Below are 17026 nucleotides of genomic sequence, written 5' to 3' on the forward strand. Positions count from 1 at the left end.
TGGCGCTCCCTGACACATCGGCCCCTTGTGCGGCGACCGACGAGAAATGAGTTGGGAATTGACTTCCGCTGCGTCAAGAGGGACCGCCAAGGCAGTTTCGCGACCGCCTTCGAAATGGCTGGTGGCAAGCGCTCCATCGAATACCCATCTGCTTCGCTGGTATTTCGAACGGAGGAAAAAGGATGCCCATGACACGCCAAGACGTTGTCTCGGTTCTCGGACCCGTGGACAACGCGACGATTGCGGAAATCATCGCGTCCGGTGCCTCGCTTGAGGAGTTGAGAGAGGCATGGGCCTGGGCCTTCGGTGACGAGGCGTTGATGAGCCAGGGACGACCGCTGCCGGGAACACGGGTGGCAGCGCTAATCGACCTGATCGAGCCCGATGACGAAGGCGACGTGGCAGATCCGGCCCGGGCGCATCCGGGCGTCGGTAGTTGATCAGAGATGCATGGATCGCCGCGCTATTCCAACGATTCCAAGCGCGCCGTTTAAGGTCTTGAGGATGCTCGCAGATTTTGGACGGCCTCGCCCGACAACGGTGTGTCGTTGGCATGACAGTTCGCGAGGCCGTCGCTGCAAGTGTCTTGCCAGCCCTTATTCCTGAAAGACTGCGAAGACGACTATTGGCCGACAGTGTAGGCCGCCCAGGAGTAGGCCAGAGCGGCCCTCACTAGCCATCAGTTCATTTGCAAGCAGCCAGTTCCTTCAATGCCTTTTCGGCATCGGCCTTGCTTGTATACGTCTTATTGCCGGCATCGGTCAGTTTTGTGCCGTCCGGTTTTTTGGTCACCACCTCACACTTCTTGGTCGCGGCATCCTTAGCCACCCAGTACTCCGTGGCTGCAAATGCAGGGATGCTGAAAATGGCGACAAGAGCACTGGCGATTGCGACTTTGCGGATCATTGCTAACCTCCATTCAATGCCAGCCCAAAAAGGGCACATTGCATTTTGATCGCCAACGATTTTGGCGCCATTTTGACATCAAGACCCGACGCATCGCGCAGGCCTCAGGGGTGACACGCCTTGGGGCAACGACCGGAACCATCATGCGCTTCAACGGGAGCGTTTCATCCGTCGCCCTGCCGTGCTGTAGCAGTGGCCTGCCTCGATCCGGCTGGCACTTCAGCAGCAAGCACGATCGCAAGACCAGCTACTAATCCTTGGTCGGGGGCAGCTTTGGCACACAGTCAACAGGTTCGCCGCAGCGCGAGGTATCAGGCAACGATCTGAAATTTGCCTTCTCTGTCAGTCTGCCGGACCAGTTTCGCAAACAAGAGCGCGAAACATGCCATCGTGAGGACAATGATGATCAAGCGAATAAACGGCAATGGCGTAGTCTCCGCTCGTGTTCATGAGGCGAAGGGCAAACTGCCGACGAGTTTGGCGAGTTCGCTCAGCTTTCGATGTCCAGCTTGCCTATCGATCGGAGATGCCCACAATCGTCCAGGATCCTGGTCGATTCCTCACCCCGTGGCACCGCTGACGTTATCGATCGGGTGCGCGGCACGACCGCCGCCACACGCGAGATCAACCGTCAGCGCGACGGCCTGCACCGCCAATCTTGGGCCCTGTCATCCAAGGCGGCGCCGCGGGAACATCCTCAATGACACCGACCCTGCGTGCCCAAGTCGTAAATGTCTTGTGTGCCGCATCGACGGACTTTCGACCATCATATGCGGAGTAGCAAGTGTCACTCGCCGCTGCGTGAAGCAGGCCGCGCCTTTCGAGCGGCCATTCCTCAAGAAACTCTATCGCATCCATGACACAAGCGATCCTTCGGAGAGCGAAGCTATCATCTCGTACGAAGATCGCCTGTTTGAACATTCCATCTTCCATGGTGACCTCCCTTCAAACAGTGTGGCAACCGATCCTGCCTCGCCTCTGCGTGGCAAGGATCCGGCAAGTCGACGAGCTTGGACGCCATAGCAAACAAGACGGAATTCTGCCCGACATCCGCCAAGCTGCGCTCGACATAGAAAGAGATTGGAAAGACCTCTTTTGGGTTCAAGGGGTGTCGGCAGCCGGACGGGTGGCGCTGGTCGCCACGATTGGGCGCCGGCTATTGAATGGTAAAAATGCCGTCTAACGCCTGCCATTCGGAAGGCCGGATCAAGCGGTGATGGGCAACGCGCACGGAATGGAGCGCGCCTTCGAGTTCGCGCTCCCAGTAATTCAGAAACCCTTTCAGAGTGGGGAATTCCGGTGCGAGATCGTATTCCTGCCAAACGTAGAGCTGCAAAAGGCTTGGATGATCGGGGAGATGGTAGTGGATCTCCGCGGTTGTGAGACCGTAGCCCTCCATCTGCAGCCGGAATTCCCTGCTGACCATGCGTCTCTCCTTCCTTGTTGCATTCAGGCGTCAAGGTTTTGCGGGCGTTCTCGGTCCCGCCGTTCCTTGAAGTCACTGGCAAGCTCGGCGCGACTATCGTCCAGTCGGCGAAGTGCATCCATGACGGCGTCGAACGTCACCGGGCAAGGAGCACCCGGTGGCTTTCGCAGCGCGGGCATTGATTCGACAGCGCAAGCATCCGATGCCCATGAGGCAAGAATGGCGCGCTTTTCCTGAGTGTCGAGCGTGCGGTCGTCCACCACCTCATCGGGGTGATTAAAGTGCCGCGCCGGAAACAGCAGGCGGTCAAGCGAAGGATCAGAGGCCTCAGGGGCGATCAAGGGCATTTTCGACAAGGTTCGTTCCATCGATGGTCTCCGTTTCCTGACAATCTCCTTGGCACCGTTGGTGTTGCAGTGATCCCTTTCGGGACTCCAACCGCAAAAAATTTCGATGAGTTCGGGTCGAATTTCAAGACCTGGAATCGCGCGTCCCAGCGAAAATAGCTTCATGAATTCATGTCCCTAGCACTCTCGAATGCAGAGCGCCAAAATTTTTCTGGCGAGCCCTTGAAACTCGAAAATTCCAAAACTAGCTCGATATGCGCGCGATGCCTGAGAAAGGGGTCGCGACGCCCTGCACCGGTCCGATATTGCCGGTCCGGTGTGGAGGAACCTCAAAAATCTGTTTGTCCTGAAGGAGAACGACATGACGTTCCGTCCATTGCACGATCGTATCCTGGTTCGCCGCATCGAGGCCGAAGAGAAGACGGCCGGCGGTATCATCATCCCCGACACTGCCAAGGAGAAGCCGCAGGAGGGCGAAGTCATCGCCGTCGGCCCGGGTGCGCGCGACGAGAGCGGCAAGCTCACGCCGCTCGATGTCAAGGCCGGCGACCGCATCTTGTTCGGCAAATGGTCCGGCACCGAGATCAAGCTCAACGGCGAGGACCTGCTGATCATGAAGGAAAGCGACGTGATGGGCGTGATCGAGCAGATCGCGGCGGTCAAGAAGGCCGCCTGACCGAGGCTTCAACCGCAATCCAGTCAATGAAGCTGCCTATTGAAGGAGTGATCCAATGGCTGCCAAGGAAGTGAAATTTCATTCCGACGCCCGTGAGCGCATGCTGCGCGGCGTCAACATCCTCGCCGACGCGGTGAAGGTGACGCTCGGCCCCAAGGGCCGCAACGTCGTCATCGACAAGTCGTTCGGCGCCCCGCGCATCACCAAGGACGGCGTCACCGTCGCCAAGGAAATCGAGCTTGAGGACAAGTTCGAGAACATGGGCGCGCAGATGGTCCGCGAAGTCGCTTCGAAGACCAACGACATCGCCGGCGACGGCACCACGACCGCGACCGTTCTCGCGCAGGCGATCGTCAAGGAAGGCGCCAAGGCCGTTGCCTCGGGGATGAACCCGATGGACCTGAAGCGAGGCATCGACAAGGCCGTCGAGGCGATTGTCCAGGAGTTGAAGACCAACGCCCGCAAGGTGACCAGAAATGATGAGATCGCCCAGGTCGGCACCATCTCGGCCAATGGCGATGCCGAGATCGGCCGCTTCCTTGCGGAAGCGATGCAGAAGGTCGGCAATGAGGGCGTCATCACCGTCGAGGAAGCGAAAACCGCGGAAACTGAGCTGGAAGTCGTCGAAGGCATGCAGTTCGACCGTGGCTACCTCAGCCCCTACTTCATCACCAACCAGGACAAGATGCGCGTGGAGCTGGAAGAGCCCTATGTGCTGATCCACGAGAAGAAGCTGTCCAATCTGCAGGCGCTGCTTCCGGTGCTGGAGGCTGTTGTGCAGTCGTCCAAACCGCTGCTGATCATCGCCGAGGATGTCGAGGGCGAGGCGTTGGCGACGCTGGTCGTCAACAAGCTGCGCGGTGGCCTCAAAGTCGCCGCCGTCAAGGCGCCCGGCTTCGGCGACCGCCGCAAGGCGATGCTGGAGGACATTGCCATCCTAACCGGCGGCACCGCGATCTCGGAAGATCTCGGCATCAAGCTTGAGAATGTCACGCTCAACATGCTGGGCCGCGCCAAGAAGGTGTCGATCGAGAAGGAGAACACCACCATCGTCGACGGCGCCGGTTCGAAGGACGAGATCCAGGGCCGCGTCAGTCAGATCAAGGCGCAGATCGAGGAGACCACCTCCGACTACGACAAGGAAAAGCTGCAGGAGCGGCTGGCAAAGCTCGCCGGCGGCGTCGCCGTCATCCGCGTCGGCGGCTCGACCGAGGTCGAGGTCAAGGAACGCAAGGATCGCGTCGACGATGCCATGCATGCGACGCGCGCTGCGGTCGAGGAAGGTGTGTTGCCAGGTGGCGGCGTGGCGCTTCTGCGCGCCGCCAAGGCACTGGACGGCGTGCAGGCCGAGAATGAGGACCAGAAACACGGTATCGAGATCGTGCGCCGCGCGATCGAGGCGCCCGTGCGCCAGATCGCCGAGAACGCCGGCGCGGAAGGCTCGATCATCGTCGGCAAGCTGCGTGAGAAACCGGAGTTCGGCTGGGGCTGGAACGCGCAGACCAACGCCTTCGGCGACCTCTACAACGAGGGCGTCATCGATCCGGTGAAGGTGGTGCGGACCGCACTCCAGGATGCGGCATCGGTTGCCGGCCTGCTGGTAACCACGGAAGCGATGGTTGCCGAGAAGCCGAAGAAGGAACCCGCCGTTCCGGCAATGCCGGCTGGTGGCATGGACTTCTGATGGTAACGGCTGTGTCCGCGCCCGGTGGGCGCGGACACCCTGACAAATGGGTAGAGCCATGAACGTGATGAACTTGAACGTAATCCCCCCGCCGTCGCGTGCGGCCACCGATCTGAACTACGAAGCAGACCTGAAGGTTGCGCTTGACCCGATACTGGTCGAGTTGCTCGACAGAGCAGAGGCCGCGGGTTGGGACCGGCGCAAAGCGGCATACACTGTGATGTTTCTGGCTGCGCGGAATCTTACCGACAGCAAAGGCCCTCCTGGAAACGGGAGTTCGGCAGGCTAAGGCGCGACGCACGCAATCTATCGCGCACGCGCCGTGGGAACGGCTTCCGATCGACTGAGCCAATCACGTGAAACGGAGGAAAGCATGGAACACAATCAATTTCAGCATCCCGTGAGGGTGCTCGTGGGTCTTGGGTTTCCGACCAACATTCAAAGCGTAAAAGACGCCTTTGTCCTGCTGGATGAATGGCCGCCATCGAAGCGAAACCCTGCTCATGGCGTGGCGCTCAATGCCTGTCGGGCAGCCCTCGCCGGCGAGGTGGATGCCGAAACCGCTCGCAGCACTTTTATTGCCTTCGCCCGCCGCATGGATCTGCTTGTACCGGACGCAGGCGACATCGTCGCGGCCAAGGCAGTCGACACTTTCGGAGCCGCTTCAACAAGCCCCTACAACAAGCCGATGTAATCGGTCCGTGGGAGCGGAGAAAGCTATGAGGGATATTCGATTTTCCGAACCAGTGAGACTGCGCGTGAGACCCTCAAGGGAGCGGGTGGTTGCCAGCAGTTGGGAAGCACTTGAGTGCCTTCATGACCAATGGCCAGAATGGGCGAGAGGACCAAGCTATCGAGCTGCCTGCCGCACTTGCCGCGACTCCTTGGACGGATGGCGGGCTCCGCAACAAGCAAGAAGGGCATTTTTGAAAGCGGCCCGTCGTGCAGGTTTGGTCCAGGCCTCATAGGTGCAGCCGGGCAGCATCGCAAAGCTGTTCGCGCGTGACGCGACGGCTTGCCGCCGCGCTTGGCGCTTTGCCCAGACGCGCATCAGCGAAAACCTTGTCCGTTTCCGCTGCCTTCCTCCTCGCCCTATCGGAAGCGACACGAAAGTCCGTGGTGTTGAGGCTCCGGGTTACCTGTTGCTTGCCGCCAAGCAGCGAGCGGACCTCTTCGGGTATCCTGCGCACGTAAAAATAGGCGCTTTTCTTTCGTACAAGACCAGCGACTTTGCCACGCAAACCACCAAAATGTTGGAGCCGATGTTGGAACCATACAGGGCGGAAAGCGCTTTGGAAACAGCAGTTTGTAGGATTTACACAGGGTCTAGAGGACGATGGTGGGCCCGGAGGGTCAGCGTTTTTTACAGAAAATCAATACGTTAGCGGATGGTTCGCCAGGCCGTTTCCTTCGTATTCTCTCGTATGGTCTGGCGAACCTAAGGATGATGACCGCGAGTAATTCAGGCTCGAGATATCGCCGATGTAGCCGCAGGTCGCCAGGAACTCCCTAGTAGTGAATGACCGAAATGGGGCCGGTTGCGGACTGGCAGCTTCAGGCTGCGAATTTTCGTGAGCGGACATTAATGGGCGGCGTGGGCATCGTCAGGATCTGACCGGATTCGGACGTTCGCTCCATGACGGTCTACGGACTGAAACCAGCCTTTCGGATTCCATATCGTCGGGTGGGAAGGTCATTCATCGCGCCAATATGGGTGGGAACAGCTGAATTGGCGCGAGCCAACCAGACGGCGTTTGGCCCCCGATATCGTTCCGTAGACCTGCGGATCATTCGCGGTCATGTCGGGTACGACAGTGTAACCCTGATCGACAAGCTGCAGTTTCAGCTCCGCCAGGTGGCGGCTGAATCCGATTTCGATATAGCTGCGCGGATACCGCCATCCGTTCCTGCATGCTCGCACGAGGATGTCGGAATACAGTTCAGCGCTAGCAGCTTTCACCGCTTCTTCGGAGATCAGTTTGCCGTTAGTTTGGGTGCCTTCGGACAAGCATGGCCTCGCCGACACCGACAGCACCAGTACTGCGGTCAAGACAGACAACTTTGTCATGGAGGACTCCGTGTTCTGAAATCGACCAAGGCCTGCCAAGCGACCTCATCCTGCCGACCTGCGGAGGCTAGGATGCTGACCCGTCGGATGGAATCGTGCAAATGCAGTATTTTCGATGTCGCATCTGTAGTATTTTCACCCTGACGTAAGGTCATCGGGTTCTGGCCGCAGGTCGGCAGCGGAAGGAAATTGGAACGATGCTTCGCGCCGTAGGCAATCCTCTCGCCGGCTTGTCGGATCGGGAGTTGGTGGTCGCGGCAAAGTTCGCGGAGGGAATGACCTATCGCGAAATCGGTGAAACGCTGTTCATAGCGCCGACCACGGTCCGGACCCATCTCTCGGCCGTTTATCGGAAGCTCGATGTTCGCAGCAAAGTGACGCTTGCTGCGTTCCTTGCCGATCACCGCCAGCAGGACCTCAGCCAGGCACTACCCGGAAGCCTTTCGACGGACGAGTCAGGCCCACCAGTCGTCGCGGTTCTCCCGTTCGACAATCTAAGTGGAGAAGAACGCTGGACCCGTATCGCCGATGGTTTGTCGGCGGACCTCATAGTTGATCTCGCCCGTTACCGCGACCTTGCGGTGATCGCCCGTCAGACAATGCTTTCCTACAAGGGAAGGCATGTTGACGTGCGAGACCTCGGACGAGAGTTGAATGCGGACTATGTGATCGAGGGAAGTTTTCAAGTGGACGGGCAGATGGTGCGCATCCGCGTCCAACTCGTCGACGCCCACACAGGGGTCGATGTCTGGACCGTGCGTTACGATCGGTCCGCGAACAACCTGTTTGCGATGCTGGACAGCGTGACCGAGAACGTCATCAATGTCCTTGCAACTTGTCACGGTCAGCTCGCAAATCTGCGACGCGATGCGGCTCGGCGGAAGCCACCAGCAAGTTTGCAGGCTTATGATTGCTACCTGCTTGGGCTCGAGCAGAAACACCTTTTCACCCGTGAGTCGAACAAGGAGGCGATACGACTGCTGGCGCGCGCAATCGAACTCGATCCGGGTCTTGCAAGAGCCTGGACCGCGTTGGCACTTGCGCATGCTGTGGACGCCATCAACGGGTTTACCGACGACGTTTCCGGCTCGATCGAGAGCTGGAGCAAATGTGTCAAGCAAGCGCTGGCGCTCGATCCGGCCGATATCTACGCCCGCATAATGCTTGCTGATCTTCGCGCATTGCAGGGCGATATCGAAGCTGCCGTCGAAGAGCATGACCGAGTGTTGGCGGCGGCTCCGAATGACGCTGACTCACTTGCCTTTCTTGCAGGTAGCCTTGCTCTTGTTGGAAGCGATCCGAAGCGGGGCTACGAATTGGCCAAGCGAGCGGTCCGGCTAAATCCCTATGTTCCCTGGTATTATGGAATGCTTGCGCGATGCAGCTACGTTCTTGGCCTTCACCGGGAATCGCTGGTCGCGTTACGTCAATCTGCGCCAGACTCACCCGCCACACTTCTATTTCTGGCAATGGCTCATGCAATGCTCAATGAAACGCGTCAGGTCGCCAGGATCAATGCGCGATTAAAGGACGAATTCCCGACCTTCACGGCTGAGGTGTTCATCAGCACCTATCCGGTTACCAATCCTGTCGCCATTGCTGCGATCAGAGAAGGCGCCCGTCGCGCTGGTTTGGCGTAGCTTCATTCCTGGTCAACACTGGACGCGTGATAGCTCGCTCGGGCCTAGATCCAACATTTGTTGCCTCAAGTCGAATGTCCGCTGATGGCGCGGCTACTACCGACAGCATGGCCATCCACGACGTCTGCTTCTGGGCGGAGACGAGTTCACCTTTAAGACCGACTTGAGGCGCTTTCCTGACGGGCAGCTTTGGGGCCGACTTCAGACGGACGGCTTTTGGCTAGGTCGCTTAGAAAGCCGCCATCCAGACCGCGCCCTTCTCAAATATCCGATCTCATCCGACTCAATGACCGCAAAAGTTTCACAAGGGTTTTTGGAACCATGCGCTGCTACCGAGACCTCGCCGCCCTGATGCACGCTTCCCTTGCAATTACGACAGCGGCACAGCGGATGCCAGGCACCGCCAACAGAAGCGCAGCTACCCCAATCGCGCATCGGCGCGGATAGTGGTCATGGCAATGCCATCGCGGGCATATTAGGGCCAGCGGCGCTCAGAGTAGCCCGCACTGATGCGGCTGACCTGTTCCGCACTCATCCGCTAGTATGGCCGAGAAGACCTCGTGCCTGATCTGGTTCAGGCCATTATTGGGCGCCAGTACGGAAACGTGCGTTCGGGAACTCGCCGTCACCGGGGAACTTGCGATCATAGCAACTTGCCTTGACGGGTACACTAGGCTGGAGTTCAAGCGGCCCGTCGTAGGTGGCCGGAATGGATCCAGTGCCGTGAAATTGTTCTCGACACCCAAGGTCGGATTTGCTCCCGACGAAGTGCCAGACGTCGAAAACCATTCAACCGCGCCTGCATCGATATGATCTTTCAGGCCATCGACAGGCTTGCATGAGGCGTTCGTTTAACCTCTCGTAACGTCGGCTCAATAGAAATTGGGAGCGCCGCCAACATGCTTGTAGACTTCCGCGACATTACCAGAGGTCACGGCTACCCCCGGCAGCACAATCCACGGCGGCACAGCATTGCCGCTGAGCCCGACAATCGCGGCCATGGCCGCGATCTCGCCCTGTTCGAAAGGGCGTTGCGCGGCAACTCCCTTGACGATCTTTCCTCCGAGAAGGGCCTCAGCGATCGCGCTACCGAGATCAACCGTGGTCATGACCGGGATCCGGGAGCGGCCAGAAAAAGCCGGTAGCGATGCAACTGCTGGCTCGTCCCAGACGACGAACATTCCGTCAAGATCGGGATTGGCATCGAGGTACGGGCCGACTGCGCTTCCGGCATTTGCCGGCACCTCGAATTTCAGCTGCGTCAGCGTGATGTCCGGGCGCTCGTGCCGCATCCACTTGCCGAAAGCGATCTCGCGCTGCGCCGTCGCGAAGAAGTCTTCATTGTAGGCGACCACGCAGACTGTGCCGTTACGCCGGATGTGTGGCGAAATCAGACTGGCGGCGATCTGGCCGAGGCCGAAATTGTCCGACGATATGACGCTTACATAGTCGGTCTCCTGAAGCAGGCCGGAGGGCGCGTTGTCGAGTAGGACGAGCTTGATCCCGGCAGCCGCCAGTTTGCGGAAAGCTGCGGCCACGGCCGTGCTTCCGACGGGGATGCTGATCACGGCATCGGGCTTCGATTGCACCAGCCGTTCGATCGCTGCGATCTGGGCGGCCGCGTCGTAGCCGCAATCGACGATGTCGACGACGATGGCGCCCGCCTGCTCCAAGCCTGCCTTGATGCCCGCGATCTGACGCTGGGCCCAGTCCGAAGCGGTCGTATGCAGCACGATCGCCACGCGGAAGGCTCTTTCCCTGGCGCGCTCCAGCATGTCGGCAGACAGGCGCAGCAATTCGGGAGATGCCGGCCGTTCGCCATGTGGCCCCAGGCCTGCCACCAGCGGACGCGCGATGGACGAAACCGGCAACACACATCCGGGTGGCATTGCCACATCAGTTCTCAGCATCCCGTTGCTCCTCCCGCCCGCCACCTCTGCGGGCAGCTGTATTGAATCAACCTACCGCAGGTGGTTGGGGTTTGCAAGCGCCGCGGCTGATCGCGGCGACCGCGCGACAGCCAGTCGGGTGGGCTGCACGCTCAACTGCCTGTTGTCGCCGTCTTCTCGACAGCAGCCAGCAAGTTGGTGACTCCGGCGTGGGCTAGCGGCGTGCCCGATACGATCCATTCACCGAGGAACGCGGGGGCGAACAGTTCAGTCACGGCGACAGCTGCGGCGCCGACAAGTCCAGCCGACCGCCCCATGCGCGAATGGACAATACGGATATCGCGGCTGATGAGAGGCTGCGCGTGCCCGTATATTCCCTCGCGGATCGCAGCCAGGCAGATGTCTCCCGTCTGGGACAGTTCGCCGCCAAGAACGATCATCGACGGGTTGAGGATATTGGCCAGCGTCGCCAGGACGGTGCCGATCAGCCGTCCGGATTGCGCCAACAGATCGGCCGAGAACGGGTCGCCAAGGCGCGCCGCTGTGCCAATGTCGGCAGCCGTCACCGTCCCGGTAGCGGCGAGCGTTTCACCGAGAAGGCGACTTTGCCCCTGTTCTGCCGCTAGCAGGCCGGCCTGAGCAATGGCATCGCAGCCGGCGACGGTTTGCAGGCAGCCAACATTGCCGCAACCGCAAATGCGTTTGTGCGGCTCGCCGGCGTAAACATGCCCTATCTGTCCGGCTATGCCTTGCGCGCCACGATGCAGGCGGCCGTCGACGACGATGCCGGCGGTGATATCCGAGCCAAGGTCGACATAGAGCATGTCGCGCCCGGATTCCGCTGACAGGGCGCTTAGTTCCCCCATTGTCTCCATCTGCACGGCGCCCCGCACCCAGACTGGCGCTTGAAACCTCTGTATCAAACGCTCCAGAAGCTTCGCCTCGTCCCACGCAGGCATAGCGCCAAGCTTAGGGATCGCGAGGCTGTTCGAGTCCTTCTGCTCTACCGCGCCCGGCACTCCCAGACCAATCGCCCACAGCGGAGCACCATCCTTGCCGAGCGACCAGTTGAACAGCGCCTCGAGCCGATCGAACAGTGCCTGCGCTGGGGAAGCGGCGTCGAAATCCTCGTAGTGCTCAAGGATGAGCCGCCCGTCCAGATCGGCGAGACCAAGGCCGATGGTGTCGCCGTCGATGTTGGCGACCAGAATGCGCGCGGCCTCCGATCGGAACCGCACCAGACGCGGCGCGCGCCCGCCTATTGAGCGCCCGACACCGCCTTCGTCAACAAGGCCGAAGGCAGCAAGCGTCGACAGCCGGTCCGTGACCACGGCGCGGCCGAGCCGGGCCTCTCGTTCGAGGTCGAGACGCGTGCAAGGTTCACTGGAGCGCAGAATGTTAAGAAGCGAAACAAGACTCTGGCGTTCGGCTTCAAGGGCCCTCACGCGGTCGGCCGCCGCTGGAGAACCAGTCTCCCCGGATCGATCTGCATCCGCAACTGCGGTGCCTCCCAAACCAGTCCTTGCCACGGCCGATTGCTCCTTCTTGTCCACCATGGACGAGCGTTTTCGGAAGACGCAATGCCTATTTTGTCGCTGACACAGAAAACTTAATTGACTTTTGCATTTTATCAACTAAAGATACGTTTGCAAATACAAAAGCATTTGGGCCGTGTCGGGAGGAGACGCCATGACTGCTTGGAAGCTGGCCTATCACGCCAATTGCTGGGGTCCGCTTGGGGGCGACGCCGTTGGTGTGACCTCCATCAACCGTTTGGCCTACCGGACGTTCGGGGACATGGCAGAGGCCGCGCGCGATATTGCAGCAGCGGGCTATGATGGTATTGAGTTCTTCGACGGCAATGTCGTCGAAAACGAAGGCGACGATTACGCCGCCATGCGCAATATCCTCGCCGACACCGGCCTGTCGCTTGTCTCGATCTATGCCGGCGGCAACTTCATCTTCACGGACATCCTTGACGAAGAACTGGCGCGCGTCACCAAGGCGGCGGACGCAGCGCGGGCGCTCGGCGCCGAGCATTTGGTTGTTGGCGGCGGCGCGCGGCGCCACGACGGGACGCGCCAAAGCGACTACGATGCTTTGGCATCGGCGCTCGACAAGGTGATGGCAATCGCTGCGCAGCACGGCCTGAAAGCTCACTACCACCCCCACCTTTCCACCATCGTCGAGAACCCGGACGAGGTTCGGACGATCTTCGGCAAGACCGCGATCGGGTTCTGTCCGGATACCGCGCATCTGGCCGCTGCCGGAGGCGACGTGGCAGCTATGGTGCGCGAGCACGCGTCACGCATTTCCTACGTCCACCTCAAGGGATGGCAGCGCGACCCGTTCGCCTTCGTGCCGGTCGGCCGGGGCGATTGCGACAATGGCGCCGTGATCCGGGCCCTGAAGGACATCAGTTACACGGGTTGGATCTGCAACGAACTCGACGCCTGGGCCGATCCTGCCGCCGGAGCGCGGGAAAGCCACGCCTTTGTGCAAGCGGAACTGGCGAAAGTCTGAATTTGCCGACCGGCGTTGCCGCCGGGAGGCGTCTGTAACTGCAATAACGAAAACCAAACAATATCAGGGAGAAAACACCATGCGCATGAAAACCTTGCTTCGGTCGACGGCAATCTGTCTGACGCTCGGCCTGGGCCTCGCCTCGAACGCCGCCTATGCCATCGATCCTGCCCAGGCGCTGACTGAGATCGGCCAGCATGTGATGAGCCTCGGACCTAACGGCGAGAAGCCGGAAGCCGCCTCGAGCGTGAAGCTCACCGATGAGGAACTCGCCAAGATCAAGGACATGCACGCAAAGGCCGCCATTGTCATGCACTATGCCGGCAACGACTGGTCGCAGGCGCAAATCGAAGGCCTAAAGGCGCAGTTCGCTACCATGGGTATCGAAGTCGTCGCCGTTACCGACGCGGGCTTCAAGCCCGACAAGCAGGTGTCCGACCTCGAGACCGTAATGGCCCAGAAGCCCAATATCATCGTGTCGATTCCGACCGACCCGGTCGCGACCGCAGCGGCCTACAAAGCGGCGGCCGACGCAGGCGCCAAGCTCGTCTTCATGGACAACGTGCCGAAAGGCTTCGTAGCCGGCAAGGACTACGTCAGCTCCGTCTCGGCTGACAACTACGGCAACGGCGTCGCCACCGCGCACCTGCTGGCACAGGCTCTTGGCGGCAAGGGCGATGTCGGACTGATCTTCCATGCAGCCGATTTCTTCGTCACCAAGCAGCGCTACGACGCCGTCAAGAAGACGCTGGCCGAGAACTATCCGGACATCCACGTCGTAGCCGAGCAAGGCATCGGCGGTCCCGACTTCTCAGGCGATGCCGAGAAGGCGGCAGGCGCCCTGCTCGTCGCCAACCCCAGCATCAAGGGTATCTGGGCAGTGTGGGATGTGCCCGCAGAAGGCGTCATCTCCGCCGCTCTCACCAATGGCCGGGACGACCTGGTAATTGTCAATTGCGACCTCGGCGAAAACGTCGCCATCAACATGGCGAGCGGCGGTCCGGTTAAGGGCCTGTCAGCGCAGCGGCCCTACGACCAGGGCGTGACCGAGGCAATGCTGGCCGGCTACGGTTTGCTTGGCAAGCAGGCGCCGGCCTATGTCGCGCTGCCGGCACTGCCGGTAACCAAGGCCAATCTCGCCGATGCCTGGCAGCAGGTCTACCACAAGCCGGTCACCGACAAGATCAAGCAAAGCATGCAGTAGGCTTCGCAGACAGGTCCTCCCGGTGGAGATGGGTTCGGCCGAGTTCGAGCAGAAGCGCAACGTTTCTGTCCGGCAGGCCGAACCATTCGTCCCACCCGACGCAACCTTTGTTTTGCCCTAGGGTGTTGTCATGAACACTGCCAACGCAGCCGAAGCCGTCCGAATGCGAAATGTCAGCATGCGTTTCGGCGGTGTCCGGGCGCTTGACGACGTTCATCTCGACGTTAGCCCGGGCGAAGTGCACGCACTGCTCGGTGAGAACGGCGCCGGCAAGTCGACAATCCTGAAGATTCTGCGCGGCGTGCAACCGCCAAGCTCCGGCACGGTCGAGATCGGCGGCGTGCCGCTAGCCACCTTCACCGCCGAGGCAGCGCGCAATGCCGGTGTCGCTATGGCGTTCCAGGAAATGAGCCTGATTCCGACGCTGACGGTGGCGCAGAATGTCTTCCTCAACCGTGAGATCAGGACCAACTCCGGGCTCATCGACGACAGAACCGCGGCGGCCGAATCGCGAAAGCTTTTCGCGCGCATGGGCGTCGAGATCGACCCCAACGCCAAGGTCTCCGACATTCCGGCTGGACACCGACAGCTTACCGAGATCGTCAAGGCGACCTCGCAACCGTGCAAGGTGTTGGTGTTGGACGAGCCAACCACTGCGCTGTCGCAGAACGAAGTCGAGCGGCTGTTCGAATATGTGCGCCAGCTTCGCGGCCAGGGCGTCGCCATCGTTTATGTCTCGCACCGCATGGACGAGATCTTCCGCATAGCCGACCGCGCTACCATCTTGCGCGACGGCAAGCACATCATCACCGCGCCGATGTCGGAATTCACGCTGGAATCGATGATCGCCCATATCATCGGCCGACGCTCTCGCGGCTTCTCCGACGTGGTGCGTGAGACGGCGACTATCGGCGAAGTGCTGCTCGAAACACGCGGCCTTTCGGGCTCCGGCAAGCCGATCGGTATCGATCTGACGCTTCGCCGCGGTGAAGTGGTCGGCGTCGCTGGCCTGCTGGGCAGTGGCCGCTCGTCGCTGGCGCGCGTGCTGGCCGGGGTCCAGCCGATGACTAGTGGCGAGATCCGGATCAAAGGCAAGGCGGTTTCGATCGCCAAGCCGCGAGATGCCATCGACGCCGGCATTGCGCTGGTGCCGGAAGACCGCGCCCGTCAGGGGTTCGTCGCCTTCCATTCGGTGGAAAGCAACATCGACCTACCCAACCTTGATCGCCTTTCGACGAAGACATGGGTCGATCGCGCCAAGTCGGCGGCACTGGCGGAAAGCTCGATCCAGCGCCTGCGCATCAAAACCGACTCGCGCAAAGCGACCATCAGGACGCTGTCGGGCGGCAATGCGCAGAAGGTCGTCATCGCCAAATGGCTGGCGACCGAACCGGAGGTGCTGATCCTCGACGAACCAACCGCCGGCATCGACATCGGTTCGAAATCGGAGATCGTGACGCTGATCCGCAACCTCGCCAAATCCGGCAAGGCAATCCTGGTGCTGTCGTCGGAGTTGCAGGAACTGCTCGCCGCTTGCGATCGAATCCTGGTGATGTCGGAAGGCCGCATCGTGCGCGACATCGCCCGTCACGATCTCGACGACGCCGCCAAGGTGGACTCGATCGACAGTCTTCAGCACGCCGAACAGAAACTCAACAAATTCATGCAGGAAGCCCGCGGAGGAATTATCCAATGACCGACACGGCCGCATCAGCGAGCAAATTCTCGGCACTGGCCAACTGGCGTGAATACATCATCTATATCGGCTTCGTGGTTATCTTCCTCGTCTTTGCCGCTACGCTGGGCGACAGGGGCTTTCTCGACCCCAACAACCTGTTGAACATTATCCGTCAGACCGCGATCATCGCCGTGGTCTCGGTGACGATGACCTTTGTGCTCAGCACCGGCGAGATCGACCTGTCGGTCGGGGCAGTCGCAGGCCTCGCTTCCGTCGCCACTGCAATGGGCATCGACCAGTTCGGCATCCCCGGCGGCATCCTTTACGGCCTGGGCACCGGCGTCGTCGTCGGCGCCGTCAATGGCTGGCTGACCACCGGCATCGGAATTCCCTCGTTCCTCACCACGCTGGCCATGATGGGCATCGCACGCGGCGTCGCCATGTGGATCAGCGGCACGGCGGCGATCCCCATACTGAGCAAGCCCTACGCGGCGATCTTCGGCGCCGGTAACCTCGGCCCGATACCAAGCCTGTTGATTTGGGTGGCAATCATCGGCATCGCCGGCCACATCGTGCTTCGACGCACCACGTTCGGGCGGCGCGTGCTGGCCACCGGCGGCAACGAGACATCGGCACGCTACTCCGGGGTCAACACCGCCTCTATCAAGTTCCGCGTGTTGATGCTGTCGTCCGTGGCGGCCGCCTTTGCCGGCATGCTCTATGCGGGCCGTCTCCATTCCGGCCGCTTCCAGTTCGGCGAAGGCGACGAGCTTTCGGTGATCGCCGCGGCCGTGCTTGGCGGCACCAGCCTGTTCGGCGGTGCCGGCACGGTGGTCGGCTCTATCATGGGCGCGCTGATGATCGGCCTGATCAACAACGGCCTCGTGCTGATGGGACTGGAATTCAGCCAGCAGCTGATCGCCCGCGGCGCCATCATCATCATCGCAGTCGCCATCAGCCAAACGCGCAAGCGTTAGGCGGAGTG

General features: G+C 60.6%; 19 protein-coding genes. 11 read left to right on the forward strand and 8 right to left on the reverse strand.

Features of this window, described 5'->3' with window-relative positions; all coding sequences use genetic code 11:
• Positions 1-188 precede the first annotated feature (188 nt).
• The gene (locus ACVILI_RS27600) at positions 189-440 is read left to right on the forward strand and encodes a hypothetical protein (protein ID WP_120145507.1); all 252 of its coding nucleotides are present in this window, start codon (positions 189-191) and stop codon (positions 438-440) included.
• 244 nt (positions 441-684) lie between these two features.
• Here the strand turns inward: ACVILI_RS27600 and ACVILI_RS27605 are convergent, their stop codons facing one another.
• The 4 genes from ACVILI_RS27605 to ACVILI_RS27620 all read right to left on the reverse strand — a co-directional run bounded on the left by ACVILI_RS27605 (position 685) and on the right by ACVILI_RS27620 (position 2700).
• Positions 685-906 carry a hypothetical protein gene (locus ACVILI_RS27605; RefSeq protein ID WP_064982205.1) on the reverse strand — a complete coding sequence of 74 codons (222 nt, stop codon included), beginning with the start codon at positions 904-906 and terminating at the stop codon, positions 685-687.
• Between the two features lie 624 nt (positions 907-1530).
• Positions 1531-1839 (reverse strand): DUF982 domain-containing protein, encoded by a 309-nt coding sequence (locus ACVILI_RS27610; RefSeq protein WP_019859961.1) that lies wholly within the window; start codon positions 1837-1839, stop codon positions 1531-1533.
• 223 nt (positions 1840-2062) lie between these two features.
• The gene (locus ACVILI_RS27615; protein ID WP_240565520.1) at positions 2063-2332 is read right to left on the reverse strand and encodes an usg protein; all 270 of its coding nucleotides are present in this window, start codon (positions 2330-2332) and stop codon (positions 2063-2065) included.
• Positions 2333-2355: 23 nt separating this feature from the next.
• On the reverse strand, positions 2356-2700 hold the full coding sequence (locus tag ACVILI_RS27620; protein ID WP_020628966.1) for a hypothetical protein: 345 nt from the start codon (positions 2698-2700) through the stop codon (positions 2356-2358).
• 340 nt (positions 2701-3040) lie between these two features.
• Here ACVILI_RS27620 and groES point away from each other — a divergent pair, with 340 nt between their 5' ends.
• The 5 genes from groES to ACVILI_RS27645 all read left to right on the forward strand — a co-directional run bounded on the left by groES (position 3041) and on the right by ACVILI_RS27645 (position 6007).
• Positions 3041-3355 carry a co-chaperone GroES gene (gene groES / locus ACVILI_RS27625; RefSeq protein WP_027047173.1) on the forward strand — a complete coding sequence of 105 codons (315 nt, stop codon included), beginning with the start codon at positions 3041-3043 and terminating at the stop codon, positions 3353-3355.
• A gap of 55 nt (positions 3356-3410) precedes the next feature.
• Entirely contained in the window at positions 3411-5039 is a 1629-nt protein-coding gene (groL, locus tag ACVILI_RS27630) for a chaperonin GroEL (RefSeq protein WP_064982207.1), read from the forward strand.
• 58 nt (positions 5040-5097) lie between these two features.
• Positions 5098-5328 carry a hypothetical protein gene (locus ACVILI_RS27635; RefSeq protein ID WP_019859969.1) on the forward strand — a complete coding sequence of 77 codons (231 nt, stop codon included), beginning with the start codon at positions 5098-5100 and terminating at the stop codon, positions 5326-5328.
• Positions 5329-5412: 84 nt separating this feature from the next.
• Complete coding sequence (locus ACVILI_RS27640) at positions 5413-5733, forward strand: DUF982 domain-containing protein (protein WP_019859970.1); 321 nt, start codon at positions 5413-5415, stop codon at positions 5731-5733.
• Positions 5734-5758: 25 nt separating this feature from the next.
• Positions 5759-6007, forward strand: a complete 249-nt coding sequence (locus ACVILI_RS27645) for a DUF982 domain-containing protein (RefSeq protein WP_081295965.1) — start codon at positions 5759-5761, stop codon at positions 6005-6007.
• Here ACVILI_RS27645 and ACVILI_RS27650 read toward each other — a convergent pair.
• A complete protein-coding gene (locus tag ACVILI_RS27650; RefSeq protein WP_420871206.1) occupies positions 6002-6280 on the reverse strand; it encodes a DUF6538 domain-containing protein in 279 nt (92 codons plus the stop codon). The two genes, ACVILI_RS27645 and ACVILI_RS27650, sit on opposite strands and share 6 nt — an antisense overlap.
• Before the next feature lie 452 nt (positions 6281-6732).
• Positions 6733-7107, reverse strand: a complete 375-nt coding sequence (locus tag ACVILI_RS27655) for a hypothetical protein (RefSeq protein WP_019859697.1) — start codon at positions 7105-7107, stop codon at positions 6733-6735.
• 197 nt (positions 7108-7304) lie between these two features.
• On the opposite strand from ACVILI_RS27655, the gene ACVILI_RS27660 reads away from it, so the two are divergent.
• Entirely contained in the window at positions 7305-8747 is a 1443-nt protein-coding gene (locus ACVILI_RS27660; RefSeq protein ID WP_019859696.1) for a LuxR C-terminal-related transcriptional regulator, read from the forward strand.
• Between the two features lie 872 nt (positions 8748-9619).
• Here the strand turns inward: ACVILI_RS27660 and ACVILI_RS27665 are convergent.
• Positions 9620-10489: a substrate-binding domain-containing protein gene (locus ACVILI_RS27665; protein WP_202358451.1), complete on the reverse strand. Its 870-nt coding sequence runs from the start codon at positions 10487-10489 to the stop codon at positions 9620-9622.
• 299 nt (positions 10490-10788) lie between these two features.
• The gene (locus ACVILI_RS27670) at positions 10789-12192 is read right to left on the reverse strand and encodes an ROK family transcriptional regulator (protein ID WP_202358450.1); all 1404 of its coding nucleotides are present in this window, start codon (positions 12190-12192) and stop codon (positions 10789-10791) included.
• A 133-nt stretch (positions 12193-12325) separates the two neighbouring features.
• Here ACVILI_RS27670 and ACVILI_RS27675 point away from each other — a divergent pair, with 133 nt between their 5' ends.
• From ACVILI_RS27675 to ACVILI_RS27690, 4 genes are all read left to right on the forward strand, one after another.
• Positions 12326-13159, forward strand: coding sequence for a sugar phosphate isomerase/epimerase family protein (locus ACVILI_RS27675; RefSeq protein WP_202358449.1), 834 nt, complete (start codon positions 12326-12328; stop codon positions 13157-13159).
• A 79-nt stretch (positions 13160-13238) separates the two neighbouring features.
• Positions 13239-14363, forward strand: a complete 1125-nt coding sequence (locus tag ACVILI_RS27680; RefSeq protein ID WP_096450523.1) for a substrate-binding domain-containing protein — start codon at positions 13239-13241, stop codon at positions 14361-14363.
• A 130-nt stretch (positions 14364-14493) separates the two neighbouring features.
• Positions 14494-16059: a sugar ABC transporter ATP-binding protein gene (locus ACVILI_RS27685; protein ID WP_202358448.1), complete on the forward strand. Its 1566-nt coding sequence runs from the start codon at positions 14494-14496 to the stop codon at positions 16057-16059.
• Complete coding sequence (locus ACVILI_RS27690) at positions 16056-17018, forward strand: ABC transporter permease (RefSeq protein WP_199201978.1); 963 nt, start codon at positions 16056-16058, stop codon at positions 17016-17018. The genes ACVILI_RS27685 and ACVILI_RS27690 overlap by 4 nt, the downstream gene beginning before the upstream one ends.
• Positions 17019-17026 lie beyond the last annotated feature (8 nt).

The organism is Mesorhizobium sp. USDA 4775 (assembly GCF_054062655.1).